Source organism: Bacillus sp. ISL-51 (assembly GCF_018613535.1).
Lineage (GTDB): Bacteria > Bacillota > Bacilli > Bacillales > Bacillaceae > Bacillus.
In genome coordinates, this window is the sequence record NZ_JAGGQB010000013.1 from 45,218 (window position 1) to 69,347 (window position 24,130).

The 24,130-nt window shown below is 46.3% G+C and carries 22 protein-coding genes, 10 tRNA genes, 2 pseudogenes and 1 riboswitch; of the genes and pseudogenes, 6 read left to right on the plus strand and 28 right to left on the minus strand.

The window, feature by feature from the left end:
• Nucleotides 1-25 precede the first annotated feature (25 nt).
• Nucleotides 26-649 carry a hypothetical protein gene (locus tag J7E26_RS16450; protein WP_214801976.1) on the plus strand — a complete coding sequence of 208 codons (624 nt, stop codon included), beginning with the start codon at nt 26-28 and terminating at the stop codon, nt 647-649.
• Between the two features lie 89 nt (nt 650-738).
• Here J7E26_RS16450 and J7E26_RS16455 read toward each other — a convergent pair.
• The 9 genes and pseudogenes from J7E26_RS16455 to J7E26_RS16495 form a co-directional block, all read right to left on the minus strand.
• Nucleotides 739-812: transfer RNA gene (locus J7E26_RS16455), tRNA-Gly, on the minus strand.
• Nucleotides 813-1,089: 277 nt separating this feature from the next.
• Nucleotides 1,090-1,359, minus strand: a complete 270-nt coding sequence (gene rpsN / locus J7E26_RS16460; protein ID WP_214801974.1) for a 30S ribosomal protein S14 — start codon at nt 1,357-1,359, stop codon at nt 1,090-1,092.
• Nucleotides 1,360-1,394: 35 nt separating this feature from the next.
• Entirely contained in the window at nt 1,395-1,532 is a 138-nt protein-coding gene (locus J7E26_RS18385) for a hypothetical protein (RefSeq protein WP_214984575.1), read from the minus strand.
• Between the two features lie 261 nt (nt 1,533-1,793).
• Nucleotides 1,794-2,090 (minus strand): sulfur oxidation protein, encoded by a 297-nt coding sequence (locus J7E26_RS16470; protein WP_214801971.1) that lies wholly within the window; start codon nt 2,088-2,090, stop codon nt 1,794-1,796.
• 8 nt (nt 2,091-2,098) lie between these two features.
• Nucleotides 2,099-3,235 (minus strand): FMNH2-dependent alkanesulfonate monooxygenase, encoded by a 1,137-nt coding sequence (ssuD, locus tag J7E26_RS16475; RefSeq protein WP_214801968.1) that lies wholly within the window; start codon nt 3,233-3,235, stop codon nt 2,099-2,101.
• Between the two features lie 22 nt (nt 3,236-3,257).
• Nucleotides 3,258-4,041: pseudogene (locus J7E26_RS16480) on the minus strand (ABC transporter permease).
• Nucleotides 4,041-5,030, minus strand: a complete 990-nt coding sequence (locus J7E26_RS16485; protein WP_214801962.1) for an aliphatic sulfonate ABC transporter substrate-binding protein — start codon at nt 5,028-5,030, stop codon at nt 4,041-4,043. Before J7E26_RS16485 ends, J7E26_RS16480 begins: the two are co-directional and overlap by 1 nt.
• A gap of 16 nt (nt 5,031-5,046) precedes the next feature.
• Entirely contained in the window at nt 5,047-5,814 is a 768-nt protein-coding gene (locus J7E26_RS16490) for an ABC transporter ATP-binding protein (protein ID WP_214801959.1), read from the minus strand.
• Between the two features lie 248 nt (nt 5,815-6,062).
• The gene (locus J7E26_RS16495; protein WP_214801956.1) at nt 6,063-6,998 is read right to left on the minus strand and encodes an amidohydrolase family protein; all 936 of its coding nucleotides are present in this window, start codon (nt 6,996-6,998) and stop codon (nt 6,063-6,065) included.
• A 253-nt stretch (nt 6,999-7,251) separates the two neighbouring features.
• Between J7E26_RS16495 and katA the strand changes: the two genes are divergently transcribed.
• Nucleotides 7,252-8,706: a catalase gene (katA, locus tag J7E26_RS16500; protein WP_214801954.1), complete on the plus strand. Its 1,455-nt coding sequence runs from the start codon at nt 7,252-7,254 to the stop codon at nt 8,704-8,706.
• Between the two features lie 72 nt (nt 8,707-8,778).
• Here the strand turns inward: katA and J7E26_RS16505 are convergent, their stop codons facing one another.
• The 6 genes from J7E26_RS16505 to J7E26_RS16530 form a co-directional block, all read right to left on the minus strand.
• Entirely contained in the window at nt 8,779-9,744 is a 966-nt protein-coding gene (locus J7E26_RS16505) for an ABC transporter ATP-binding protein (protein WP_214801952.1), read from the minus strand.
• Nucleotides 9,737-10,723 carry an ABC transporter ATP-binding protein gene (locus J7E26_RS16510; protein ID WP_214801949.1) on the minus strand — a complete coding sequence of 329 codons (987 nt, stop codon included), beginning with the start codon at nt 10,721-10,723 and terminating at the stop codon, nt 9,737-9,739. The genes J7E26_RS16505 and J7E26_RS16510 overlap by 8 nt, the downstream gene beginning before the upstream one ends.
• Nucleotides 10,720-11,625, minus strand: a complete 906-nt coding sequence (opp4C, locus tag J7E26_RS16515; RefSeq protein WP_214801947.1) for an oligopeptide ABC transporter permease — start codon at nt 11,623-11,625, stop codon at nt 10,720-10,722. The genes J7E26_RS16510 and opp4C overlap by 4 nt, the downstream gene beginning before the upstream one ends.
• Nucleotides 11,626-11,637: 12 nt before the next feature.
• Nucleotides 11,638-12,594: an ABC transporter permease gene (locus tag J7E26_RS16520; RefSeq protein ID WP_214801945.1), complete on the minus strand. Its 957-nt coding sequence runs from the start codon at nt 12,592-12,594 to the stop codon at nt 11,638-11,640.
• 64 nt (nt 12,595-12,658) lie between these two features.
• Nucleotides 12,659-14,389, minus strand: a complete 1,731-nt coding sequence (locus J7E26_RS16525; RefSeq protein ID WP_214801943.1) for an ABC transporter substrate-binding protein — start codon at nt 14,387-14,389, stop codon at nt 12,659-12,661.
• A 2-nt stretch (nt 14,390-14,391) separates the two neighbouring features.
• Complete coding sequence (locus J7E26_RS16530; RefSeq protein ID WP_214801941.1) at nt 14,392-14,571, minus strand: FbpB family small basic protein; 180 nt, start codon at nt 14,569-14,571, stop codon at nt 14,392-14,394.
• A gap of 266 nt (nt 14,572-14,837) precedes the next feature.
• Here J7E26_RS16530 and J7E26_RS16535 point away from each other — a divergent pair, with 266 nt between their 5' ends.
• Nucleotides 14,838-16,193 carry an FAD-binding oxidoreductase gene (locus tag J7E26_RS16535; protein WP_214801939.1) on the plus strand — a complete coding sequence of 452 codons (1,356 nt, stop codon included), beginning with the start codon at nt 14,838-14,840 and terminating at the stop codon, nt 16,191-16,193.
• 43 nt (nt 16,194-16,236) lie between these two features.
• On the opposite strand, the gene thiC is transcribed toward J7E26_RS16535, so the two are convergent.
• Together thiC and J7E26_RS16545 are read right to left on the minus strand one after the other, a co-directional pair.
• Nucleotides 16,237-18,009, minus strand: coding sequence for a phosphomethylpyrimidine synthase ThiC (gene thiC / locus J7E26_RS16540; RefSeq protein WP_214801934.1), 1,773 nt, complete (start codon nt 18,007-18,009; stop codon nt 16,237-16,239).
• Between the two features lie 124 nt (nt 18,010-18,133).
• A riboswitch (TPP riboswitch) is annotated at nt 18,134-18,242 on the minus strand.
• A 49-nt stretch (nt 18,243-18,291) separates the two neighbouring features.
• Nucleotides 18,292-18,973 (minus strand): annotated as a pseudogene (locus J7E26_RS16545) (Type 1 glutamine amidotransferase-like domain-containing protein).
• A gap of 94 nt (nt 18,974-19,067) precedes the next feature.
• On the opposite strand from J7E26_RS16545, the gene J7E26_RS16550 reads away from it, so the two are divergent.
• The 3 genes from J7E26_RS16550 to J7E26_RS16560 are packed head-to-tail and all read left to right on the plus strand — an operon-like array spanning nt 19,068 to nt 20,801.
• The gene (locus tag J7E26_RS16550; RefSeq protein ID WP_214801931.1) at nt 19,068-19,292 is read left to right on the plus strand and encodes a spore coat protein; all 225 of its coding nucleotides are present in this window, start codon (nt 19,068-19,070) and stop codon (nt 19,290-19,292) included.
• Nucleotides 19,289-19,648, plus strand: a complete 360-nt coding sequence (locus tag J7E26_RS16555) for a spore coat protein (protein ID WP_214801928.1) — start codon at nt 19,289-19,291, stop codon at nt 19,646-19,648. Before J7E26_RS16550 ends, J7E26_RS16555 begins: the two co-directional genes overlap by 4 nt.
• Before the next feature lie 16 nt (nt 19,649-19,664).
• Complete coding sequence (locus J7E26_RS16560) at nt 19,665-20,801, plus strand: zinc-dependent alcohol dehydrogenase (protein ID WP_214801925.1); 1,137 nt, start codon at nt 19,665-19,667, stop codon at nt 20,799-20,801.
• A gap of 37 nt (nt 20,802-20,838) precedes the next feature.
• Here J7E26_RS16560 and J7E26_RS16565 read toward each other — a convergent pair whose 3' ends face one another.
• The 11 genes from J7E26_RS16565 to J7E26_RS16615 form a co-directional block, all read right to left on the minus strand.
• Nucleotides 20,839-21,036, minus strand: coding sequence for a hypothetical protein (locus J7E26_RS16565; RefSeq protein WP_214802069.1), 198 nt, complete (start codon nt 21,034-21,036; stop codon nt 20,839-20,841).
• A gap of 187 nt (nt 21,037-21,223) precedes the next feature.
• On the minus strand, nt 21,224-22,801 hold the full coding sequence (locus J7E26_RS16570; protein WP_214801922.1) for a Na+/H+ antiporter NhaC family protein: 1,578 nt from the start codon (nt 22,799-22,801) through the stop codon (nt 21,224-21,226).
• Between the two features lie 165 nt (nt 22,802-22,966).
• Nucleotides 22,967-23,048: transfer RNA gene (locus J7E26_RS16575), tRNA-Leu, on the minus strand.
• 311 nt (nt 23,049-23,359) lie between these two features.
• Nucleotides 23,360-23,448: transfer RNA gene (locus J7E26_RS16580), tRNA-Leu, on the minus strand.
• A gap of 7 nt (nt 23,449-23,455) precedes the next feature.
• Nucleotides 23,456-23,526: transfer RNA gene (locus J7E26_RS16585), tRNA-Cys, on the minus strand.
• 6 nt (nt 23,527-23,532) lie between these two features.
• Nucleotides 23,533-23,607, minus strand: a tRNA-Gly gene (locus J7E26_RS16590).
• A gap of 50 nt (nt 23,608-23,657) precedes the next feature.
• Nucleotides 23,658-23,729: transfer RNA gene (locus tag J7E26_RS16595), tRNA-Gln, on the minus strand.
• 9 nt (nt 23,730-23,738) lie between these two features.
• A tRNA-His gene (locus J7E26_RS16600) sits at nt 23,739-23,814 on the minus strand.
• 29 nt (nt 23,815-23,843) lie between these two features.
• Nucleotides 23,844-23,917, minus strand: a tRNA-Trp gene (locus tag J7E26_RS16605).
• Nucleotides 23,918-23,929: 12 nt separating this feature from the next.
• Nucleotides 23,930-24,014 (minus strand) — tRNA-Tyr (locus J7E26_RS16610).
• 17 nt (nt 24,015-24,031) lie between these two features.
• A tRNA-Thr gene (locus J7E26_RS16615) sits at nt 24,032-24,104 on the minus strand.
• Between the last annotated feature and the right edge of the window lie 26 nt (nt 24,105-24,130).

Here is a 24,130-nt window from a genome sequence, read left to right on the forward strand (position 1 = left end):
TCATCCCGAAATGGAGTGAACACAGTTGAACATCAGTTTAGATCCGCTTATTACTGAACGGGTGCCGGGGATCAAAGCGGCAGCCGTCATATATGACCAGATTGAAGTCGGGCCTTCTCCGCAAATGCTGAAAGGCAGACTCCGTTTATTTCAGGAATCTCTTTATTTTGATTATGCTGACGGCGGCATTGAACAACAGCCCTTCGTGAAGGAATGGGCACGTATTTTGAAACAGCTCAGCCCCGCCTTTGAAAGACAAAAAACGCCGATGGAGCATATGCTTGAAGGCATCTCTCGCGAGCAATTTATCGAAAGCGTGAATTCTGCCCATGATACCATACTTTTTTTCTCGCTGAAATATTCTCTGCCTATCATGGCGTATGATGCGCCCGAGCTTAACGAGCAAGTCTCCGTAACACTCGGCGAAAAAGAAAGCGTGCTGACCTTCTCCGGGACAAACGGCGTGTTCGGCGACTTCACCGGACACATCAATGCCCGCCCCGTTACATCCGGCACTAAACAAATGATGCAGTTCATCTTTTTTCCGCCTTCCTGTCAAGAAGACGCGGCCTTCGAGCTGTTATCATCCTTAACAAAAATGTTTGAACAAATTCACGGAGGCACGCACACCGTTCATTGGCTTCTATAAAGAGACACGGCTTACGTGTCTTTTTCACATAAAAAAACGCAATACTTCGTTTATCTGAGAAACGAAACACTGCGTTAATAACGTATGTATGGAGCGGGTGATGAGAATCGAACTCACGACATCAGCTTGGAAGGCTGAGGTTTTACCACTAAACTACACCCGCGTCAAGTATTATCTGCGGCAGCACCGCTTTGACTTTTCTAATATTACATGTTTATTTATTTTTCGTCAAGGGAATGTTAAAAAATTTGTCGAAAAAAATTCTTTTTTTGCCTACATGTTAAATCGAGTTTACATTTTGTTAATAAACCATACAATTTTAGAAAGTACAAAACCTGAGGTGCCGTATGATGCTGAAAAATAAAGGAAAAGAGCTGAGAGCCAGATTCGGCTATTCTCAGGAAAACTCCGGTTCTTGATAAACCCGGAGTTTTTTAGCGTTACCAGCTAGCTTTTTTCACACCGGGAATCTGTCCTTTATGGGCCAGCTCCCTGAATGCGATTCTGGACAGCTTGAATTTTCTCATATAGCCTCTCGGGCGGCCCGACACCATACAGCGATTATGAAGCCGGCTTGGAGCTGAATCTCTCGGCAGCTTGCTCAGCGCTTCCCAATCGCCTTTTTCCTTCAACTCTCTTCTGATGTCCGCATATTGTTCAACAAGCTGCTGCCGCTTGAGCTCCTTCACCACTTTTGATTTTTTGGCCAATATCAGCACTCCTCTCAAATCGTAATAATTACGATTTAATAATACCACCCATATGTTGATAAAGCAAGCTTCAAGCATATAAAAGACGGGCCTTGGCCCGCCTGCTTGTTCAGCTTCACATAATAGAGCAATGCGTCAGAATGGCTGATCAGCATCTTTTTATCCCGTGACATATTGACGGGCTCCCCTGAATTCTTCACACTCGCGCCGATCAATACCGGTTTCCCATACGTGACTGGCTCGGCAGAGGAGATAAACACGGACGCTCTGTCATCTCCCTGATTGCGGGTAAAAACGGCGTCTGCCGAAACTTTCCCGCTGTCATCAGCGATACTGAAACGAACCTTGTCTTTTTCCTTTTTCCCTTTGTCTTCTCGGTCTGTGTGATGAATTGCAATGCTTTTGGTTTATTTGCATCGCCGCCGTAATCTGATTCAAGCTGGCCCTGTCTTATCCGCCAGTTTTCCGTTTTGATAATGCTCAATATACATCTGTGCAGCCGCAAAGTCTTTTGTGACGCCGGTCACTTCTGCGGCTCCGCTTTCTGAAGAGGCAATTTCCATTCTGTATTTCTCTGTCTTTGATACATCAGCTTCTTTTATCTGTATGCCGTTTGAATGTCCGCATGCCGTTAATCCTGCCAGCAGACAGCACGCTGCCGTCCATTTGAATACCTTCAGAAAAAACAGCCCCTTTTTGATGATTGTATCACTATCAGAAAAAAGAGGCATTTGTTTATTTATACTGTCGCTTTATTTCCTTCGGCAAAATGGTTATTGCCGACCGCTTCACCGAGTCTGCGCTCAAGCTTCCGCGTCCGTTCGTTATCAAACGGGAGAAGCGGAAAAACAAGCTCAGCAAGATAATAAGCTTCTTCCAAATGCGGATATCCGGAGAAAATAAACGAATCAATGCCGAGCTTTTGATACTCTAATATCCGATCGGCAACGGTTTGGGGATCGCCTACAAGAGCCGTGCCCGCTCCTCCTCTGACAAGTCCGATGCCGGCCCAAAGATTCGGGCTGATTTCCAGCTTCGTCCGGTCTCCGTTATGAAGATCGGCCATCCGTTTTTGGCCTGAAGAATCTGCACGGCGGAGCGCGGCCTGCGCTTTAGCAATTGTCTCGTCATCTAAATGGCTGATTAAGCGTTCAGCCGCCTCCCGCGCCTCCTGCTCTGTTTCCCGTACAATCACGTGAAGCCTGATGCCAAAACGCATCGTCCTGCCTTCTTTCGCAGCCTGTTTTTTGACGGCTTCAATCTTTTCTTTCACCTGCTCAGGCGGCTCGCCCCACGTTAAATAAACATCTGTATGCTTCGTTGCAGCCTCGATGCCCGCCTGTGAAGAACCGCCGAAATATAAAGGCGGATGCGGTGATTGTTTTGGCGGGAATAAAAGATTGCTGTTTTCGACTTTGATATGTTTTCCTTCATATGTGACCGTTTCGCCCCGCATCAGACCGCGCCATACGGTTAAAAATTCTTCAGCCGCCTTATAGCGTTCATCATGGCTGATAAACAGCCCGTCTCCCGCCAATTCATAAGGGTCGCCGCCCGCCACTACATTGACAAGCAAACGTCCGTCAGATATCCGATCCAGGGTCGATGCCATTCTCGCAGCAACAGATGGCTGCATCAGCCCCGGCCTGACCGCCACTAAAAATTTCAAATCTTTTGTTTCTCCGGCTAAAGCCGCGGCAGTCAGCCACGGGTCCTCACATGATCTGCCCGTCGGCAGAAGAACCCCCGTGTACCCCAGTCTGTCAGCAGCCTGCGCCACTTGCTTAAAATATAGATGATCCGCCGTTCTCCCGCCTGCTTGTGTTCCTAAATAACGTCCGTCTCCATGTGTCGGAATAAACCAAAGAATCTCCATATCAATCTCTCCTTTTTATATATTAACCTTCATAACTGTTTCGCCATTTCAACAGTTTTCGTTCCAATATTCTGACAAGTGAATCTGTCAGCTTGCCGACGACCGCGAAAATAATAATGCCGACAAACACTTTATTCGTCTGGGAAAACTGTCTGGCATCCATAATCATATAACCGATGCCTTCACTCGATCCCATCAGCTCCGCCACCACAAGCCCGAGCCACGCGATGCCGAGTGACAGCCTGATGCCGAGCAATATATTCGGCAAAGACGCAGGAAGAATCAATTTCCTCATCTGCTGATACCAGTTAAACTCCAGCACCCGTGCGACATCAAACAGCTTCGCGTCCACTCCGCGGATGCCGAGAAAAGTATTAATGTACACCGGAAAAAATGCGCCCAGTGCGCGGAGTCACAGCCAGATGAGGAACGGTTCTAAGCATTTGCAGGGACGGATCAACATACGCTTCCGTCCGCTTAGAAAAACCGACCAAAAACCCGAAAATCAGTCCGAGACCCGCACCAAGCAGAAAGCCTGCCGCTGCCCGATATAAGCTGATTTGCAAATGGCCCCAAAGCTCACCTGATGCGAGCAGCTCCTTAAAAGTCTGCACAATGGCAAAAGGCACTGGGAGCACCGTCGCCGATACGATGCCAATGCTGCCGATGATCTGCCATATGGCGATGGCGGCAGCAGGCAGAACAAACCCCTTCAGCCATTGGTACGAGAAGCGCCGGAGCTTTGCCGCTGCTTTCTTTTCCGTTTGGTTCAATGAGCCGACAGTCGGTGATGCTTCTGCTTTCATTACTTCTCACCCCCCGTTTTTAACGCCTTTTTAATAAACGAATTGTCTACAACTTCTTTTACATCGATTTTCTTGTTGATCGCCTTAGTTTTATATTGAAAATCAGCGGTTTCTTGCTGGGCTTTTACGATATCGTCAGTGATGGCCTCATTGAGCGGCTCTGTGTTGTTCAGCACATTTCTCACGACTGAGGTATCGAGATTTTTGATTTTTGCATACAGCGCAACCGCCTCATCTTTATGTTCCTTTTGCCATGTGACTGCTTTGTTGAACACTTGCAGAAAGCGGACAACCTCCTCCGGGTGCTCTTTGGAGAATCCGGTTCTGACTAAAGTGAAACCGGGTGAATATAAGTCCGTGCTTTCGCCGTTTGCTAAAATCTTTGCGCCGTGCTGCATTGTTTCAATAGACAAGTACGGCTCCCAAATGGACCAAGCATCAACTGATTTATTCTCAAAAGCGGAAACCGCTTCATCCGGCTGAAGCTGAATAACGGTGACGTCATCAGCAGAAAGCCCGGCTTTGTTCAAAGCTTTATAGAGAAAGTCAAATCCGCTGCTGCCTTTTGCCACGGCGATTTTTTTCCCCTTCAAGTCTTTCAGGTTCTGAATCCCGCTGCCTTTGTTTACAAGAATGCCGTTTGCTTTTAAGCCGTCCTGAGACAGCCCGATCTCTTTAAAATCAATCCCCGCAGCCTGGCCGGAGATGACCGGTGAATTGCCGACCTGAGAAAAATCAAGCTTATCCGCGGCAAGTCCTTCAAATTGCGGCGGGCCGCTTTGGAACTCCACCCATTTCACCTTAATCCCCTCTTTTTTGAAGGCTTCTTCAAACCAGCCTTTTTCCTTGGCGATGAGAAGCGGGCTCAAGCTTTGCTGAATGCCGATCCGGATTTCTTTGACCGGCTGTCCGCTGCCGCCTGCTCCGTTTGCACCGCATCCGGCTAACATTAATACAGCTGTAAATATGAGAATGATTGTTTTTTTCATCTTTGCTTCGTCCCTTCTATATCCCGGACCCATCCGCAAATTGGAGGTCTTCCGTTTTCTCAAACTCAGACAGCACCTTTTGCCTGATCGCTTGGAAATCAGCCGCCGTCCGGTTGCGAGGACGCTGAAACTGAATCGGCATCACTCTGTGCAGCCGGCCGGGCTTCGCCTTGAGAATCGCCAGCTGATCGCCTAAATAAACGGATTCGTCTATATCGTGTGTAACCAAAACCATCGTCGTTTTTTTCTCCCGCCATATATCAAGCAGCACATCCTGCAAATGTTTTCTCGTGAAAGCGTCCAGCGCGCCGAACGGTTCATCTAATAGCAGCGCCTCCGGCTCACGCAACAGGGCTCTGGCGATGGCCACCCTTTGCGACATGCCGCCGGATAATTCGCGCGGATATGCGTTTTCTGCTCCCTGCAGCCTGACAATCTCAATGAGTTCCTCCACTTTTTTACGAATCGCCGGATCTTTTACATTCAGATCGGCGGCGATATTTTGTTTTACTGTCAGCCAGGGAAACAGCCGGTGCTCTTGAAAAATGAATCCTTGCTGTATGCCCGGTCCCGTAACATTACGGCCGTTAATGGTGACGCTTCCGCTATAATCGGTATCAAGTCCGGCGATTATCTTTAAAAGCGTGCTTTTCCCGCATCCGCTCGGCCCGATGACCGTCAAAAATTCCCCCGGTGCGATAGACAGCCGAATATCGTTCAGCACCGCTGTTTTTCGGCCTTCATTTTCAAATACTTTTTCATTTATGCTGATGGTTACAGCCACCTGTATTCCCTCCTCTTTCTGCCGCGCCGATCAAAACAGCTTTTCAGAAAACAAAAAGGCCCCCATCTCTGATTCTTGTAGAGATGGGAGCCTTCGGCGGTCCGATCGGCAGCCCGTTGTTTTTAATTTGAATATCATGTTAATTCAAACAATTCCGACTTGTCAACTGTTTTTTATATGAATTAAAATATGATTCACATAAAAAAGCACCCTCCGACCGGCTTTTGTCTGAGGAATGCCCTGATTCATCACGTGTTCGTCTCTTTTTTTGGGTGCCCGATTTTCAATAATGTTCTCGCATTGTTCCCGAAAATATTTTCTATGTCTTCTTCCCGCATATTGATTTCCCTGCAGATTTTGACCTGCTCCTGAAGATATCTGTATACATATCCTCTCGGAAATCCGTTTGAATCTGTCCCGAAAATGATTCGTTCAGCCCCTATCAATTCAGATGTCTTTCGAAACAGGGTTTCCAGATCGAGCGGGTACGGCATCCATCTCATCCACTGGTTGGAACCGGATGTGTCAATATATACATTCGGGCAGCTCCAGCAAAGCTGCAGCAGTTCCTGATAATATCCGGCGCCGAAATGCGGAATAATGAACGGAATATCAGCATATTCCCTTGCGACTCGGTAGATGGACAGCGGGTTGATGTTACGGTGGCTGACAATGCCGCCCGCTCTTCCAAGAAGCCCGAAATGGATCAATACAGGCAGCTTGCGGTCGGCAAGATACGTCCACAGCGGTCCGAGCGACGGATCATGAAACTCAATATCAGTCAGCGGCCCAAACAGTTTATATCCTTTCAGCCCCAGCTCTTCAACCGCTCTTTTCATCTCTTCAAACGCATCCTCCCGCTCCAAAGGGTGATAAGCAAACCCGGTAAATTTAGCAGGATTAGCCTGAATAAAAGCCGCCATTTGATCATTGCTTTCCGCCGTTAAAAAATTCAGCACATCAATGCCGTATTTGTCTAATTCCTTTTCCCATCTTGTCATCAAAGGAAGATCCCCATCCTCCTCGACTGTGTCAAACTGATCAGGAAAATCCCAGGTAAGGTTCATTCTTTCAGACCGTTCTTGATTGTAATCAGAGAATTTCTTATCGTTTTTGCCGAAATAAAGGGTGTACGGCAAATGGCCGTGAATATCTACTGGTTTAAAATGTTTCCGAAAAAGCATGGGATCGCCGCCTTTCTTAACTGCCGACAATGAAAAAAGGCCCTTATCCGAAAGAATAAGAGCCTCTTGTGTCCAAGTCAGCGGTTACTATTTTTTTCATCTTAACCCTATTAATCCCACCAGTCAAGTAAGCTTTAAACTGTATACTCACTATTCTATGATAAAAATAATTATTTTATAATAATTATAAAATAATATTGACTTTTTACTGATAGATGATATTATATTTTTATAAATTCAAAGAGGTGATCACATGAGTTCAAATAAATTGACAACAAGCTGGGGCGCTCCGGTCGGAGATAACCAAAACTCAATGACAGCAGGCGGTCGCGGCCCTGCTTTAATTCAAGACGTACATCTGCTTGAGAAATTGGCCCACTTTAACAGAGAACGCGTGCCGGAACGTGTTGTTCACGCAAAAGGCGCCGGAGCACACGGTTATTTTGAAGTGACAAATGATGTTTCAAAATATACGAAAGCTGATTTTCTGTCTGAAGTCGGAAAACGCACACCGCTGTTTATCCGTTTCTCAACAGTCGCCGGTGAACTCGGCTCTAGTGACACAGTGCGTGATCCGCGCGGTTTTGCCGTTAAATTTTATACAGAAGAAGGAAACTACGACATCGTCGGAAATAATACGCCCGTGTTCTTCATCCGCGACGCCATCAAGTTCCCTGACTTTATCCATACACAAAAAAGAGATCCAAAAACACACTTAAAAAACCCGACGGCTGTTTGGGATTTCTGGTCGCTGTCACCTGAATCATTGCACCAAGTAACGATTCTGATGTCAGACCGGGGCATTCCGGCAACCCTTCGCCACATGCACGGTTTCGGAAGCCACACCTTTAAATGGACAAACGCTGAAGGCGAAGGCGTCTGGATCAAATACCACTTTAAAACAGAACAAGGCGTGAAAAACCTTGATGTCAATACAGCTGCAAAGCTTGCAGGTGAGAATCCTGATTACCATACAGAGGATTTGTTCAATGCCATTGAAAACGGCGATTTCCCTGCATGGAAATTATATGTGCAAATTATGCCGTTAGAAGATGCAAACACATACCGCTTCGATCCGTTTGATGTCACAAAAGTATGGTCTCAAAAAGACTATCCGCTTATCGAGGTCGGCCGCATGGTCCTTGACCGCAACCCGGAAAACTACTTTGCAGAAGTGGAACAGGCGACATTCTCTCCGGGAACTTTAGTGCCCGGCATCGATGTTTCACCTGATAAAATGCTTCAAGGCCGTTTATTTGCTTATCATGATGCACATCGCTACCGTGTGGGCGCAAACCATCAGGCACTGCCGATTAACCGTGCACGCAATGAAGTGAAAAACTACCAGCGCGACGGTCAAATGCGTTTTGACAATAACGGCGGCGGCTCCGTTTATTACGAGCCCAACAGCTTCGGCGGTCCGAAAGAGTCTCCTGAAGATAAACAGGCGGCCTATCCTGTATCAGGGTTCGCAGACAGTGTAAGCTATGATCATAACGATCATTACACACAAGCCGGCGACCTGTACCGCCTCTTGAGCGAGGAAGAACGCGCGCGCCTTGTGGCCAATATCGTCGGGGCGATGAAACCTGTAGAAAAAGAAGAAATCAAATTGCGCCAAATCAGCCATTTTTATAAAGCCGATCCGGAATACGGCAGACGTGTTGCCGAAGGTCTCGGCCTGCCGTTACAACCAGAAAAGGAATAAAAAAGAAAACCTGCCGATCCCTTCGGCAGGTTTCTTTCTGCTCTATTATCAATAAAAACAAGCGTTTCTCAATTACACAAAGTGGCATGCGGCATAATGCTGATGCCCCTTATCGATTAATATCGGACTCTTTTCAGCGCAAATTTTCTTGGCCGCCGGGCATCTCGTACGAAACTTACAGCCTGAGGGCGGATCGGAAGGGCTTGGAATATCACCCTTTAACATTATCCTTTCCCTTTTCGCTCCGGGATCAGGAATAGGTACAGCGGATAGCAGCGCTTGTGTATAGGGATGAAGCGGCCGTGAAAACAGCTGCTCCTTTGATGTGTATTCCACGATCGTCCCTAAATACATAATGGCGATTTTTGTACATAAATGCTCCACTACACTTAAATCATGAGAAATAAACAAATAGGACAGCTGGTGTTTTTTTTGGAGACTGCTGAACAAATTAATCATTTGAGCTTGGATGGAGACATCCAGCGCCGCGACAGGTTCATCCATAATGATAAATTGTGGCTCAAGCGCCATGGCCCTCGCAATAACGATCCGCTGCCGCTGTCCGCCGGAAAATTCGTGCGGATACCGGTCGATATAATGAGAAGAAAGACCGCAAGCCTCAAGGACCTCCGCCGCTTTGTCACGCGCGTCTCGTTTTGATGCCAATTGATGCTCAATCATCGCTTCGCCAATCGCTTCACCGATACGGCGCCGGGGGTTTAAAGAACTAAACGGATCTTGAAAAATCAGCTGTGCTTCCGATCTGAACTTCTTCAGCTCCCTCCGATTCATTCTGAACACGTCGCGTCCTTGAAAATACACGTCTCCTCCGGTCTTTTCCTGAAGCCTTAAAATCGTTTTCCCGATTGAGGATTTGCCGCTTCCCGATTCTCCTGCCAAACCGAAGACTTCTCCCCTCCCTATCGTAAAACTGACACCGTCCACCGCTTTCACAGGCCGTGTGTGTGTCTTGCTTATTCCTGCCTGCTCTTCATAATATTTTTTCAGTCCGTTGACTTCCAATAATGGATCACCCATCTGCTTTCTCCTCTCTGTACAGCCAGCACGCCGTCTTATGTCCCATCTCAAACTCAGTAAAATGAGGGCTTTTTCTCCGGCAAATGCCTGTGCTGTATTCGCAGCGATCAGCGAAATAACAAGACGATACAGGCAAATCTGCCAATTCCGGTACTTGCCCGGGAATGGTATACAAAGTGTCCTTCCTCTGCCCGATGACCGGCTTTGCTGCCAGCAGCCCTTTCGTATACGGATGCTTCGGATCGGAGAACAGCTCCGCAACCGGTCCTTCTTCCACGATCTTTCCCGCATACATGACGATCACATAATCAGCCATTTCAGCGACAACACCAAGATCATGTGTGATTAATAAAATGGACGTTTGACATTGTTTTTTCACATCCCGCAATAAATCCAGTATCTGCGCCTGAATGGTTACATCAAGCGCTGTTGTCGGCTCATCGGCAATAATCAGTTTCGGATCGCAGCTGAGAGCAATGGCCGTCATGATGCGCTGCAGCATGCCTCCGCTCAGCTCATGAGGATACCGGTGCATCATCTGTTCTGCATGAGGGATTTCCACTAACGAAATAAGTTCAACTGCCTTCTGCCAAGCCTCTTTCTTACTCAGCAGTAAATGTTCCCGAAGAGGCTCTGTCAGCTGTTCACCGATTGTAAATACCGGATTTAATGATGTCATCGGTTCCTGAAAGATCATACCGATTTCGCAGCCGCGCACTTTTTGCATTTCTTTTTGTTTTAATTCCAATAAGTTCCGCCCGGAAAAATGTACTGCCCCCCGCTCGATTTTCCCCGTTTCAGGAACCAATTGCATGATGGACAAAGATGCGATGCTTTTTCCGCAGCCGGATTCACCCACAATACAAACCGTTTCTTCCTCGTGAACAGTGAAACTGACATCATCAACAGCCTTTACTGCCCCTTCATTTGTATAAAAAGCCGTCTCCAGATGTTTTACTTCTAAAAGCGGTTTTCTCATTTCATTTTCACCTGCCGTTTTACTTTAGGATCGAACGCATCCCTCAAACCGTCTCCGAGCATATGGATCGCCACGACGGTCAGAAAAATGGCCGTTCCAGGCGGTATCCATAACCAAGACCGCAATGTAAAGTCCATAAAATTGTTCGCGGCCTCCATCATATTCCCCCAAGAAGGGGTAGGAGGAGCAACGCCGAGCCCAAGAAAACTAAGCGCTGATTCACTCAGCATCGCGCCGGCAACATGCAATGTCGCCGCCACCATCAATAACGGGAGCGTATTGGGAAGCAAGTGATACAGAATCTTCCGTTTATCACTTAGTCCAAGAACCTCCGCCGCCATCATAAACGGCTGCTCTTTCAGCGATAAAATTTGTCCGCGCACAAGCCGCGCCAAACTGGGCCAGCCGATCAAACTTAACATCATCATAATCAAATACAGCCTGTATTCAGAGGGCACTTTCCACTCCGACAAAACCGCGGCTAATATCAAAAGCAGGGGCAGGCCGGGAATGGACATCAGCATATCTGCGAGACGCATGATGATAACATCAGCCACGCCGCGATAAAAACCGGCAAGCGCTCCAAGCAAAGACCCGGCAACAAGAGACAAAACCATGGAAGCAAGCCCGACAGTCAGAGAAATCTGCCCCGCCAGCATCAGCCTTGTCAGCACATCTCTCCCGTATTGGTCAGTGCCCAGCCAATGGTGAACTCCGGGATGCTGATTGGCATTTGAAATATCGGTCCGATCTGTTATGTATGGAGAAAAGGATGGACCAATAAAACACAGTAAAAACATAAAACATAAGAAAAGCAGACTGACGACCGTTAATTTATTATGCAGCAATCGGCGGTACGTCTGTTTCCAAAGGGACGGCGGCATGTCTTTTTGTTTTCTCATCTTCAACGCCCCCTATTTCAGCCTGACTCGCGGATCAACCGCGGCATAAGCGATATCGGCCAAAAAATTCCCCGCGATCGTCAAACAAGACAAAAACAGGGTGAATGCCATCAATACGGGATAATCCCGATAATGCACCGACTCCAGCTGAATACGCCCGACACCCGGCCAGCTGAAAATCTGTTCTATAATAATTGCCCCGGAAAACAGGCCCGGAAGTTCAAAAGCAAGAAGGGTGATGGCGGGAATGAGCGCATTTTTCAACGCATGCTTCCATATCACGGTGCGCTCTTTCAAGCCCTTTGCTCTCGCCGTTCTGATATAGTCCTGCCTGATGACGTCGAGCATGCCTGAGCGAAAATATCTTGTCAGCGAGCCGATGCCAAGCATAGATAAAATGACAACCGGCAAAATCATATGCTTAACGGCTTCAAGCACATACGAAAAGCCCGAACTCGTGCTTCCGGTATCAATCATTCCCCCGACAGGCAGTAACTTCAAATCAACGCCGAACCATTTGATGAACAGCAGGCTGATAAAAAAAGACGGAAATGCCATCGAAGCAAAAACAAAAAACGTAACGAGTCCGTCAAACCAAGAATATTTTCTGACAGCTGATACGACCCCCGTTACCATCGCCGCAGACCAAGTCAGCAGCAAAGAAAAAAACGCCACAAAAAATGAATTCCATACATATTTCTGAAGCAATGAAAGGACGTTCTCCTGATATTTTAAAGAGAATCCCAAATCTCCGGTGAGAACATTGCCGAGCCATGTCACATAACGCTGCCATATAGGCTGATCCAGCCCGTAAAGCGCCTTTAATTCCTTGGCTCTTTCAGGAGTCAGGTTTACGTTTGAATCAATATAATCGCCCGGCAGCATGGCAAATAAGAAAAAAATGATAAAGGACGTACCGAATAATATCACAAGCATTTGAATGAACCTTTGGACGGCATACCGTTTCATAAAAGCCTTTCCCTCCCCCAGAAGGCAAAATACCCAGCCTGCACCGGGTATTTGCACATGTTATCTATTTAATTGAAACGTTTGGCAGACTCGAACTGATTCCCGAATAATTATCCGGTTCAAGCCCCTGTATTTTCCCGCTGACCGCCCTTGCGCTTTGACGGTAATGAACCAAAATGTAAGGCGGGTTTTTTCCAAGCTCCTGATAAAGCTGGCGGTAAATCTCTTTTCTTTTGTTGATATCGAGCGTTCCGGCTCCTTTCTCTATTAACCGATCCGCCTTCGGGTTGGAATATCCCGTCACATTGTTAGGATGATCGGATGCCAGCTTTTCCACCGTGTCGTTCGGATCAAGAATTTGCGAGGTGGAAACAGCGGCCAGGTCATAATGTTTGTCATTGATTTTTGCGATCTCTGTATTAAAATCCATGACTTCCGGCTTTAATGAAATTCCGATGTCAGCATAATTTTCTTTCGCAATCGGGATAAAATCGTCATCAGCTTTTGAGGTGTAATAGCTGATCTCAAGCTTTTTGCCGTTTTTTTCACGCACGCCGTCTTTTCCCGTTTTCCAACCGGCTTGATCAAGAAGCTCCTTTGCTTTTTCCGGATTAAATTTGTACGGGTTCACGCCTTTGTCATAGTATGCCCATGACACCGGGGACACAGGGACATTTGCGACCTCTCCGTACCGTTTAAAGCGGACATCGACGATTTTTTGGCGGTCCAGCCCGTAAATGAGCGCTTGGCGAACTTCTTTGTCCTGAAACGGCGGGCGTTTATGATTGACATAAACAAGCCCATAGTCATTCACGACAGATACGCTTACATTCGCAAAACCAAGACTCTTTAAATGCTCGACCGTATCGTTATCAGGTGAGAAAGAGGCATAATCAAGATCACCCGTTTCAAAAAGCTGAAGAGAGGTTGAAGGGTCGATAATTTTATAAATCAGCTTTTCTGTTTTCGGTCTCCCGGAATAATAGTGTTCATTGGCTTGATAACGTATTTCCTGTCCCGGAATATATTCTGTGAATTGATAAGGGCCTGCTCCGAGCGGTTTTGAATAAAGCTCTTTTAAATAGTCCAGTTTGCCGAACTGATAATCCTTTCCGTAATAAGCTTCAGACAGCACCTGTCCCCCTAACAAAAGCAGCGATTTCGAACTGACTTTTTCAGTAGTGATCTTGATGGTTCTGTCGTTTATGGTATGAATGCCCTCTATCGACTTCGCTTTTCCTTCTTTGTAAGCTTTGCCGCCTTTAATATACGCCGTTGTGATATCTTCATAGCCCGCATACGCCGGATCATGCAGCAGCGTTAATGTAAACGCGACATCCTTTGCAGTCAGAGGCGACCCGTCACTGAAAACAAGGTCCTTTCTCAAATGAAACGTATAGGTAAGCCGATCTTTTGAAATATCCCAGCTTTCAGCCAGCGCCGGAGCGGGTTTCCCCGTTTTATCCAATTTGACTAATGGCTCAAAAATAGGATCAGTCGCATTTCCGTCCCAGCCGTTTTCATAAAAGTACGGTAAAAAAACCCCGCCGGGCGCGGATATGCCTGCAACGAATGTATCTTTTCTGGCTTTAGATTTAGCGGGAAGCGCCGCCATATCAACCGCTTTAAATTCCTTTTTCTGTGCGCGGGCGATACTTGTTTCTTCCTTTTTATCCGCCGATGGCTGCCGCTCTTCTTCCCCTGAGCTTCCTAATACGCATCCCGATATAAATAAGGAAATTGAGAGCGCAAATATGATGCCTGCTGCTTTTTTCTTCAACGCCTTCCCCTCCATCCTTATCGAACCCCCGTATGCTTTTCATCAATTTTTATATAGATCTCCTCCATCTGATCCGCACTTCTCATAATCTCCCGTTTGTTTTTCTCCACAAGCACCTCAAAATTCAATGTTCGTTTTCTGTACTTTTTTCGTTTTTTACTCTTCTTCCGAACAGTTGACGCCTCTTTCAAACCCAATTTTCATCCCTCCGTTTTTCATTCAAGGGCTTTCACGCAAAAAAGGCCCTTATCTGTTTAAAAGATAAGAGCCTTCGGTGATCCGATCAGCCACAGTTTGGAAATATGTACTGATCATGTTAATTCATACAATACCTATCTGTCAACTATATTTTAAAATGTTGCCGCGTCTTCTGAACTTCTGAGGCCTTTTCCTTATACGATCTCTTATTCTCTCGCATAAGCTGAGAACATTAATAGATAATGATAGAAAGAGAAGTGAGAGTATGGAAAAGACAAAACTTACCGGACGAATCGTGACGCGGGATGACCCGGACTATGACGAGGCAAGAACAAATATCAACCTAAGTCTGCAAAGGTATCCCAGCATCATTGTATTTTGCCAAAACAAACAAGATGCCGTTAATGCGCTGAAGTGGGCGCGCGAAAACAATGTGCCTTTCCGCATCAGAGGCGGCAGACACAGCTATGAGAACTTCTCCCTTTTAAATAACGGCCTTGTCATTGATTTGAGTGAAATGAACAGAATAAAGGTCGATCAGAACATCCAGCTGGCTACAATAGAGGCGGGCGCCGAATTGGGGGAAGTCTATCAGACACTCTGGCGGTACGGCTTGACACTTCCTGCGGGAAATATTGCAAATGTAGGACTCACGGGTTTAGCGCTTGGAGGAGGAATTGGATATTTAACAAGGACTGCCGGCCTGACTTGCGACCGCCTCGTAAAGCTCGAGATGATCAGGGCAGACGAAAAAACGGGCGCTGAATTGATAACAGCCAGCCGCTCGGAGCACCCCGACTTATTTTGGGCGTCTCAGGGCGGAGGCGGCGGCAATTTCAGCATTGTCACGTCCATGACGTTTGAAGCAGTGCCGATTTCTCGAGTGTCTATTTTTTCTATCACTTGGAGATGGAAGGATTTTGAGGAAGTTTTTAATGCGTGGCAGCACTGGGCTCCTTTTACGGATGAACGGCTTACCTCATCCATTGAGTTTTGGCCCGAGGAAGTAAACCGCATAGTGGCTCTCGGACAATTTGTCGGGACAAAAACAGAGTTAAAAGAACTGTTAAAACCTTTGCTAAAAGCAGGAAAACCGACAAGCGGTATGGTAAAAACAGTGCCGTTTATCGAAGCAGCAGCCTTTTTTAACAGCCCGGGAGGCAATCAGCCGCAAAAGATGAAACGTTCAGGCTCTTTCATCGAAAAGCCATTATCAAAACATGCGATTTCAACCATTAAACACTTTTTACAGGACGCACCGAATCAAAACGCAAGCGTCTGGCAGCAATCGCTCGGCGGGGCAGCCGGACGAATCGCCCCGGACGAGACGGCATTTTTTTATCGTGACGCAATCATTGCCCAGGAATATTTAACGAACTGGACATCTCCTGAAGAAAAAAGACAAAATGTAAACTGGATTGAGGGGCTGAGAACTGCTCTTTCCAAAGAAACGATGGGAGACTACGTAAATTGGCCCGATTTAGCTATCAGAAACTGGCCAAAAACATATTACGGAGACAATGTTGAGCGCCTCCGCGAAGTAAAAACGAAATATGACCCAGATAACGTATTCCGCTTTGAGCAAAGCATTCCCCCGCTTCGCCGGTCAATATTTTTCTAAATGAAAGATGAAGATGGAACACCCTCCATCTTCATCCGTTCTTTTATTGATATAAATGACTTCCCGTTTTCACGAATTCTTTTGCTTTTTCTTTTAACCCTTCATTTATGGCTTCCGCTTCACTGAGGTCTTTTTCCTTCGCGTAATCCCGTATATCCTGTGAAATTCTCATACTGCAAAATTTCGGCCCGCACATCGAACAGAAGTGAGCCGTTTTTGCGCCTTCAGCCGGCAAGGTTTCATCATGATATTCAATTGCTCTTTCCGGATCAAGAGACAAATTAAATTGGTCGCGCCAGCGGAATTCAAACCGCGCTTTAGAAAGTGCGTCATCACGAATCTGCGCGCCCGGATGCCCCTTGGCAAGATCTGCCGCATGAGCGGCGATTTTGTAAGTAATCACACCTTCTCTTACATCATCACGATTCGGCAGTCCTAAATGCTCCTTCGGCGTAACGTAACAAAGCATCGCCGTTCCGTACCAGCCGATCATCGCCGCGCCGATTGCTGATGTAATATGGTCATAGCCGGGAGCGATATCAGTCGTCAGAGGACCGAGCGTGTAAAAAGGCGCTTCTTTGCAGATTTCCAGCTGCTTGTCCATATTTTCTTTAATTTTGTGCATCGGCACGTGCCCCGGTCCTTCAATCATCACTTGAACGTCATGCTTCCACGCAATCTGCGTCAATTCTCCAAGCGTCTCTAATTCGGCAAACTGGGCCTCATCATTGGCATCGGCAATTGAACCCGGACGCAGACCGTCACCGAGAGAAAATGCAATATCATACGCCTTCATGATTTCACAGATTTCTTCAAAATGGGTATACAAAAAGCTTTCTTGATGATGTGCCAGACACCATTGCGCCATGATCGCCCCGCCGCGTGACACGATTCCCGTCGTGCGTTTCGCCGTTAACGGCACATAGCGAAGCAAAACACCGGCATGAATCGTAAAATAATCCACTCCCTGCTCCGCCTGCTCAATCAATGTGTCACGGTAAATCTCCCATGTTAAATCCTCCGCAACACCGTTTACTTTTTCAAGCGCCTGATAAATCGGCACCGTTCCTACCGGCACAGGGCAATTGCGGATGATCCATTCCCGTGTCGTATGAATGTCTTTCCCCGTGGACAAGTCCATCATCGTATCGGCTCCCCAGCGAATCGCCCACGTCATTTTTTCCACTTCTTCCTCAATCGAGGATGTGACAGCTGAGTTTCCGATATTCGCATTAATTTTCACGTGAAAGTTCCGCCCGATAATCATTGGTTCGCTTTCAGGGTGGTTTACGTTAGAAGGAATGATCGCCCGGCCGCTCGCTACTTCCTCTCTGACAAATTCGGGTGAGACATGCTCACGGATCGCGATAAACTCCATTTCCGGTGTAATGATTCCTTTTCTCGCGTAATGCATTTGCGTCACATTTTTTCCCGGTTTAGCACGAAGCGGTTTCCGTTTTAAACCGGGGTATGCAGCAGCCCGGTTTTCTTTCTTATAACCGTTGTCCTCAGGTTTAACGGCACGTCCTTCATACTCCTCCGCATCGCCGCGTCCGGCAACCCATTTGGTGCGGAGCGGTTTCAGGCCGTCATGTATATTAATCTTCACATTCGGATCGGTATATGGCCCGCTCGTATCATAAACACGGACAGGCGCATTCTCCTCTTGGCCGAATGATCCCGTTGTAGGGCTCAGGCTGATTTCCCTCATCGGGACTTGAATATCAGGTGTTGAACCTTCCTTGTACACCTTTTTACTTCCTGAAAAACTCGACATAATGGAAATGTTCGCTTGCTGTACTGATTGATTTTGCATACAAATCTCTCCTTTATCAATTCGAATAACAGAATCAAGCTCAGCACCAGCACAAAAAAACCGGGCTCAATTGAGAACCCGGTTTTGCAGTCAGAAAAGAAACTATTATTGTCTTTCATCAACAATAATAAAACCTCTACTTCCCCACGCTGGTACGAACCAGATCAGGTCCAAAGGGTTAAGAAGCAGCCGCTTCTCTCTCAGCCCGCCAACGGGCACCCCCAGTAACTATTCATTTCGCTTTCATCGTAACATAATGTTCTTACAAAAAAAAGCATATTATTAACATTCAGATAATTTAAGTATGTTCAGCTCTGTTTCTGCGACGCTCTCTTTTGTTCCATAAACGCAATATACCCCGGCATCCGCTCTGGAAGAAACAGCTGATCGCCTATATAGTGAAGCGCAGCGCCGTCATCAGCTGCATAGCCGCCCTGAAGCTTTTTTTCAGAAATGAGCCGACGATACGCCGGCCTGCGGTTCTTTTCCCCATCATAATGCGGACAAAAGCTGCCCGGTAAAAACCCTAAAGCTTTTAACGCTGTCAGCTCTCCGATTGAATCGGTCACCCCTTCTTCAAACCAGCAGATCGCCCCGGCGCTCAGACCCGCTAATATAATACCATTTTTCCATGCCTCACGGAGAATGCGGTCAAGCCCCCGCTCCTTCCAAAGCACAAGCATGTTTCGCGTATTGCCGCCGCCAACGTAAATAATATCTTTATCCATCACAAAGGATCTGATATGTGAAGAAGGCGGTTTAAACAAGGACAAATGGGACGGCTTGCACTGAAGCGTCTGAAATGCCTGATAAAAACGTCCGATATAATTTTCCGCGTCGCCGATTGCCGTCGGCAAAAAACAAATTTTCGGCTCTGCTCGCACCGACTGCTCTATTGATCAAGCAAAAGGTTATCGGGTTCCATCGAAAAACCTCCGCCCCCCATTGCGATAATCTGTTTCAACGTGGGCACCTCTTTATTTCTCAAGTATAACAGCCCATTTCGCATAAAAGCTTCACGTGAAGCAAAAAATAGAGAAAATCAGGAGGTGAACCATGTGGAACATGACCGCTTAGCTTATCATGAAACTGTCGATACCCATGAAATCATGAATATAAAAACCGTCTCTTTACTGAAATCAAAAATGATGCAAGGTTTAGTCTTTGATCAAGAACTGAGAGCGCTTATGGAAAAAAACGTACAGCAGTCCGTAAAAGATATCAAAGAATTGCAAGCCTTTTACAAAAAGGCGCCGACAATAACCGGAGGTGAATTGAATTGAACGATTTTTTAGACCCCAAGAACTCAATAGGCATGCCCGATCTTGCTGACTCAGCTCTCGCTCTTGAATTTTTGCTTTCTGTAAAAAGCGGGATTAAAGATTACGCGATTGCAATTACTGAAACCGCAACCCCAGAACTCAGGCAAGCCTTGCGCACTCAATTGGATACGGCTATTCAATTGCACGGCGAGCTCTCACAGCTCATGATAAAAAAAGGCTGGCTTTCTCCAACTGATACGAAAAAACAATTTGCACTGGATTTAAAATCCGCCCAAACCGCAGTTGATATTGCAGGCCTCAAACTGTTTCCAGACAATACGAATCGGCTCGGCACATTCGCTACACCATATAACTAACAGAGGAGCATGAAGAATGAAAGCTGTCACATATCAAGGCATTAAAGATGTCAGAGTGAAAGAAGTCAATGCGCCGAAAATCCAAAAGCCTGATGATATCATTGTGAAACTGACAACCACCGCCATTTGCGGATCAGATTTACACTTAATTCACGGCATGATTCCAAACTTTCCGGAAGACTACATTATTGGCCACGAACCGATGGGCATTGTCGAAGAAACGGGTCCTGAGGTCCATAAGGTAAAAAAAGGCGATCGAGTCATTATTCCTTTTAACGTCAGCTGCGGAGAATGTTTCTTTTGTAAAAACCAGCTCGAAAGCCAATGTGACAACTCCAACGCCAACGGGGAGATGGGAGCGTATTTCGGCTACTCGGACACGGCAGGCGGCTATCCAGGCGGCCAAGCTGAATACATGCGCGTGCCCTATGCCAACTTTACACCCTTCAAAATTCCTGAAGACTGCGAAATAGAAGATGAAAAATTAGTTTTGCTTGCGGACGCAATGTCTACCGCCTACTGGAGCGTAGACAACGCGGGAGTCAAAGAGGGAGATACAGTCATTGTTCTCGGCTGCGGTCCTGTCGGGCTGCTCGCACAAAAATTTGCATGGTTCAAAGGCGCGAAACGAGTCATAGCAGTTGATTATATCGACTACCGTCTCCAGCATGCCCAAAAAACAAACAATGTGGAAATCATTAATTTCGAACAGAAAGAAAACACAGGCTCTTATTTAAAAGAAATCACACAAGGCGGCGCAGATGTTGTCATTGACTGCGTCGGAATGGACGGGAAAATGACCCCGCTTGAATTTCTGGCGACAGGCGTTAAAATGCACGGCGGAGCGATGGGTGCGCTCGTTATGGCCGCCCAAGCCGTTCGAAAATGCGGCACCATCCAAGTAACAGGTATATACGGGATGAGATACAACGCCTTCCCATTCGGAGACATCTTTCAGCGAAACGTAAATATAAAAACAGGACAAGCGCCTGTCATTCATTTTATGCCGTATCTGTATGATCTGATTGCCGCAGGAAAAGTCGACCCCGGAGATGTTATTACTCATGTTTTGCCGTTAGATCAGGCAAAACATGGATATGAAGTCTTTGATACGAAAACTGACGGAGCTATTAAGGTTCTCCTGAAACCATAAGCAAAGGCGGTATCCCATTGCTGAGATGCCGCCTTTTTTATCTCTCCCGCTCCGCTCTTCTCAAAGCCTCATTCAGCGTTTCTTGAATAAATCTATCCTCCGCATGTAAGTTCTCTAATCTCAATTCCCCATTTCTCAATCTTTCAGATATATCATTAATATCTTCATCTACAGTAATTTGCAGCTCACCCGCCAAAAACATTCTATGCAGTTCATCAGCTACCTTGCTTTCCATATTCAAACCTGCCTCACTCCTTTGTATAAACTTGATCCTTAGTTTATCCTTGAAAACGGCATTGAATGTAAACCAGGTCCCCCTTTTTTGCGAACGTCAGCCTTGGAGCCGCCAAGCCGATACCATTGATTCTACGGCGGTATATTGAATATTAAAAAACCGTTTCCTGGCACATGTAATTTCTTTGTTATCTAAAGAATGAAAAGACACCATATAAAACAACGGAGATTCCCGCCGCTATAAGCGCCGGAACAAGTTTCGAACGGGCATACTTCACAACATCGATCCCCAGAACCGTACAGGTTGTCACCGTATTATCACTGAGAGGAGAAGCGAACGCTCCAAATGTTCCGCTGGCAAACACGGCCCCAATCGCTAATAATAAGCTGGTATGCGATTGAACCGCCAGCGTTACGCCGAGCGGCATTAAAAGTCCCCAAGTCCCCCAAGATGAACCGATAAAATAGGATATAACCGCCCCGAGTATAAACAGAGATGGCGCAATAAACATATCGGGGATCCATGACGTTAAATGAGAAGTAATGTATTTGGAAAACCCCAGATCTTCAGATACTGCTGTTACGGCCCAAATCAGCGATAACATGATAATAACGTTTACCAATTCGTTTCCGCCCTTGATAAAATGAGTAACAAGCTCGCCTGCTGAAAAACGCTGAAACATAAAAAGAGCAAATGCTGCAATTACTGCTGCCAATAATGCAGTTAACATGACGCCAAGCATATCACTTTTTATAAAAGCATTAAAAAACCCTTGTGCTTTTGAATGGCCGTCCCACCAGCTCAGAAACAGTGTTAATAGTAAAAATAGCGAGATTGGAATCATTAAATTCCATGGCCGAATCGGTGTTTCCTTAATATAAGCACGGTGCGCCGCGTCTAGCTCCTCCTGCTGGTCAGCATGTTCATCGGCATCCCTTTCGAACATCCCCATGTGTTCTCCGTGAATATCTGAGATCGTCCCTGTTTCCATGTTGAATGTGCTGGAGCCTGCTGAAAGCAAAACACCGCTGTTCTGCGGGATCGGTTCCACATTTTTATTATGTTTCAGAGAAGAGGTTTGTCCGTTCTTTTCTGTTTTTTCTAAGCTTTCATCTTCTTTTTGTTTTTTAAAGAAGCTGTAATAAATTCCGACTAAAATAATCACAATGGAGAAAAAATTGAAAGGAATACTTTTCACATACACTGTGTAAGCCGGTTGATCTATTCCTGACGTTTTGAGAGCTTGGCCGATAATGGAAACCATGTAGCCGACAAATGCTGTTGCTGCCGGAATTAAGGCGATGACAGGGTTTGCTGTAAACTCAATGGCGTAAGCAATTTTCTGTTTCGGCAGGTCCAGACGCCTGCTTAAAGCTTTCATGATCGGCGCAATGGTGACGATGCGAAAGTCCGGTTCGCTAAACGTGCCAAATGTCGACAGCCATGCAAGCAGCATCGCGCCTTTTTTGGTTTTAACCTTTTTACTGATCAAATGGACAAAGCCTTTTATCCCGCCGGTTAACTTTATAATCCCCACAAGGCCGGCAAATGAATATAGAAAAACAATGATTCGAATATTATTTATTACGACAATGTTGCTGATTAAATAATGAACCATGTGCTCAATCCCGCCAAGCAAGCTGGGATGCAAAAGATAGCTCCCTGCTAACAAACCAACAAACAGGCCGGACTGTACTTGCTTCGTCATGATTGAAATGGGAATGACCAGAATAAATGGTATAAGACAAGCCCAAGTACCTGCCATAAAAACACCTCTTTCAAAGAACTTTTTGTTAGTATCTTTGAAAAAAGTGCAATTATACGCAGGCGTATCATGATTATAATAAGGTCTGTAACTGCCCTTTGATACGGCTGGCAATAGCTTTTTATACAACAAAAAAAGCTTCTACATTTTGTAGAAGCCCTCGTATACCGGTGGCCGGGGTCGAACCGGCACTCCAGAAGGAACACGATTTTGAGTCGTGCGCGTCTGCCAATTCCGCCACACCGGCAAGCAATATGTCGTGTACAACCGACGTATATAAATATATCATGGGTTTTCTATACTGTCAACAGTTTTAGAAAAGTTTTTTATTTCATGCACATGTTTTTCGACATCTTTCCGCACGCCTCCAGATGAAGCATTCTTGTTTTTTGGTTTGCCTTATACCTACTGCACTTCTGCAGCTTATATGATAATGTTAGGAGTATTTATGTTTTAATGATACAAAAAAAGTGATTTGCGCTATGCAAATCACTCTCGTATAAGTATTATATAATGTTAAATGATAACCAATTTAACGTCAACCGTTCAAAGCTAAATTGGTGCCGAGGGCCGGACTTGAACCGGCACGGTAGTCACCTACCGCAGGATTTTAAGTCCTGTGTGTCTGCCAATTCCACCACCCCGGCAAAAGAAAGGCGACACCCGGATTCGAACCGGGGATAAAGGTTTTGCAGACCTCTGCCTTACCACTTGGCTATGCCGCCATAATTTGGAGCGGAAGACGGGATTCGAACCCGCGACCCCCACCTTGGCAAGGTGATGTTCTACCACTGAACTACTTCCGCATGTAAAAGAACTTATTACAACTTATTTAGTTTGTTTTAAAAAAATACAACTGGGCTAGCTGGATTCGAACCAACGCATGACGGAGTCAAAGTCCGTTGCCTTACCGCTTGGCTATAGCCCAATAATAATATGGGGCGATTGATGGGAATCGAACCCACGAGTGCCAGAGCCACAATCTGGTGCGTTAACCACTTCGCCACAACCGCCATAGTCATAAGATGAATTGAAATTATAATGGCAGGGGCAGTAGGAATCGAACCCACACCGGAGGTTTTGGAGACCTCTGTTCTACCGTTAAACTATGCCCCTATGATAATAAGATGGTGGAGGGGGGCAGATTCGAACTGCCGAACCCTGAGGGAGCGGATTTACAGTCCGCCGCGTTTAGCCACTTCGCTACCCCTCCATCATATTGAGAAAAAGTGCCGGCCAGAGGACTTGAACCCCCAACCTACTGATTACAAGTCAGTTGCTCTACCAATTGAGCTAGGCCGGCAAAATGGTGGCTCGGGACGGAATCGA